The organism is Oleiagrimonas sp. MCCC 1A03011 (genome assembly GCF_003267965.1).
GTDB classification, from domain to species: domain Bacteria; phylum Pseudomonadota; class Gammaproteobacteria; order Xanthomonadales; family Rhodanobacteraceae; genus Oleiagrimonas; species Oleiagrimonas citrea.
Window position 1 is genome coordinate 1 of record NZ_MSPY01000020.1, and the last position, 3,048, is coordinate 3,048.

General features: G+C 56.9%; 2 protein-coding genes. Both read left to right on the top strand.

What is annotated here, in order from left to right; translation table 11 throughout:
- Positions 1-1,333, top strand: a 1,333-nt coding sequence (locus tag BTJ49_RS15100; RefSeq protein ID WP_146742379.1) for a non-ribosomal peptide synthetase, incomplete at its 5' end; no start/stop codon positions are given.
- A partial coding sequence (locus BTJ49_RS15105; protein ID WP_240601860.1) for a condensation domain-containing protein occupies positions 1,330-3,048 on the top strand: 1,719 nt, incomplete at its 3' end. The genes BTJ49_RS15100 and BTJ49_RS15105, both read left to right, overlap by 4 nt.

A 3,048-nucleotide genomic window follows, 5' to 3' on the forward strand; every position in this document is an offset into this window, starting at 1 on the left:
GACCTCCCATCACCTGGCCTATGTCATCTACACCTCCGGCTCTACCGGTACGCCCAAGGGCGTCATGGTTGAGCATGGCAATACGGTCAATCTCTTGCACTGGAGTGGTCACGCCTTTGCAGAGGTAGAGATCGCACGGATGTTGTTCTCGACCTCAATCAATTTCGATTTGTCCGTGTACGAATGCTTTTCTCCTCTCGTCCAGGGAGGCACGTTACATCTCGTGGATGACGCATTGGTATTGATGCAGGGAGCACAAGATGTCTCCATCATCAACACGGTACCTTCGACCATCACCTCCCTACTTGACGCCAAGGCGTTACCAGTATCAATTCGTACCATAAATTTGGCAGGAGAATCGCTGAAAACGACACTAATAAGAAATATCTTCGAAAGCACTCAAACACAGAAAATTTGTAACCTTTACGGCCCCTCAGAGACAACGACGTACTCGACCTGGATGCAAATGCATCGAGCTGATCCAGTCACCGAGAGCATTGGGCGTCCGATTGCGAACACGCGCATTTACCTGTTGGATGCATACGGTCAGCCGGTGCCCTTGGGGGCGGTGGGCGAGATATACATCGGCGGTGTCGGCGTAGCCCGTGGTTATCTCAACCGCCCCGGCCTCACCGCCGAGCGCTTTCTTGCCGACCCGTTTGTCGACAAGCCGGATGCAAAAATGTACAAGACCGGCGATCTGGCGCGCTATCTCCCCGATGGCAACCTCGAGTTTCTCGGCCGTAATGACCAGCAGGTCAAGATCCGTGGGTTCCGTATCGAGCCCGGAGAGATCGAAGCGCGCCTGATCGAACACCCGGCAGTCCATGAGGCAACCGTCCTTGCACGCGAAGATGTTTCCGGCGACAAACGACTGGTTGCCTATGTGGTGGCCGCACCAGCAGTAGATGGGACCGCATCTGACGAGTTCGTCGCGACACTGCGCGCACATCTGACCGCATGCTTGCCTGATTACATGGTGCCGACGGCCTTCGTGCAACTGGACACGATGCCGCTGACGCCCAACGGCAAACTCGACCGCAAGGCGCTGCCGGCGCCTGAAGACGATGCCTATGTACGCCATGTCTACGAACCGCCTGAAGGCGAGATCGAGCAGGCACTCGCTGGGATATGGGAAGAGCTGTTGGGCGTGCAGAGGGTAGGGCGTCACGATAACTTCTTCGAACTGGGCGGCCACTCGCTTATGGCCATCCAATTGATGGAGCGATTACGTCGTCAAGGGCTTGGTACTGAGGTACATACCCTATTCGCTTCCTCCACCCTTGCAGATCTTGCCTTGTCTACGCATAAAGTATTGGAAATACGACTGTGAATATTGATGATCTTTTGATTGCTTTAGCAAAGGCTGAGGTGTCGCTCTCGATTGATGGCGACGATCTTGTGGTAAGGACACCTAGAAATTTCATATCCGAAGATTTAAGGCTTTCATTGCTTGAAAATAAAAAGGATCTCGTTAGTTACATTCAAGCGGGGGGGCGCCTGCTTGGCACAAGTGGCGGACCTTTAGATGCTCCGATCCCACCTAATGCCATTACCTTACACAACGAGGTCATCAGGCCCGAAGCGCTTCCACTAGTAGATCTGTCACAATCGGAGATTGATCACATTGTGACCCGTGTGCCAGGCGGTGTTACCAATATCCAGGATATCTATGCCCTCTCGCCCTTGCAGGATGGCATTTTGTTCCACCATCTATTGGCCGCCGACGGCGATCCTTATCTGTTGACCGGTCAGATGGCCTTTGCCGACAAGGCCCGGCTCGACAGCTTCCTGGTAGCCGTGCAACAGGTGGTCGACCGCCACGACATTCTGCGCACTGCATTTTTGTGGGAGGAGCTGCCCATTCCGGTCCAAGTGGTCTGGCGGCAGGCGTCGCTCAGCATTACCGAGGTGGACCTCGATTCACAGGATGGCCCCGCCCACGAACAGCTCGCACGTCGCTTTGATCCACGCCTTTACCGCATCGATCTTACCCAGGCGCCTCTGCTGCGTTTTGTTGTCGCTCACGATCGCGAGCATGATCGCTGGCTGCTATTGCAGCTGCTGCATCACCTGATCGGCGATCACTCCACCTTGGAGATTCTGAAAAGCGAGGTGCAGGCCATCATGGCGGGGCAGGCCTCAACACTGGCGACCCCGCAACCGTTCCGCAATCTGGTCGCGCAGGCGCGGCTTGGGATGAACCCCGACGCACACGAGCGCTTCTTCCGCGACATGCTCGCGGATATTGACGAGCCCACCACGCCCTTCGGTCTTGTCGATGTGCACCGTGACGGCCACCAGGTGGAGGAGGCTCATCGCATGTTGCCGCAGGTGCTCAACGACCGTCTGCGAGCCCAGGCGCGGCGCATCGGGGTCAGTTTAGCCAGCTTGTGCCATCTGGCCTGGGGTCAAGTCATCGCACGCACCAGCGGTCACGAGAACGTGGTCTTTGGGACGGTATTGTTCGGTCGCATGCACGCTGGTACCGGTGCCGATCAGGCTATGGGGTTGTTCATCAATACCTTGCCGCTGCGGCTGGATCTGGATGACACCGAGGTCGAAACCAGCGTCAAGCACACGCATACACGGCTGGCTGAGTTGCTGCGCCATGAACATGCCTCCCTTGCGCTGGCGCAACGATGCAGCGGCGTGGCCGCACCAGCGCCATTGTTCAGTGCGCTGCTCAACTACCGCCATAACAGCCTCTCGTCGGACACTGTCGATGGCGAGCAAGAGGACTCCCGACAACTACTTGAGGGTATTGAATGGATCAGTGCTGAAGAGCGCACCAACTATCCGCTTGTCCTCTCGGTCGAGGACTTCGGGCAGGCCCTGGGGCTAACCGCTCAGGTCGTGCAGACATTGTCTGCTGAACGCGTGTGCGGCTATATGCAGCAAGCCTTGGAGAGCCTGTTGCAAGCGCTTGAGACGGCTCCTCGCACACCGGTACGTCAGCTCGATGTATTGCCGCCAGCCGAGCGCACCTTGTTGCTGGAGACCTGGAACCAGACCGAGGCTCCGTATCCGCATGACCTGTGTATCCAC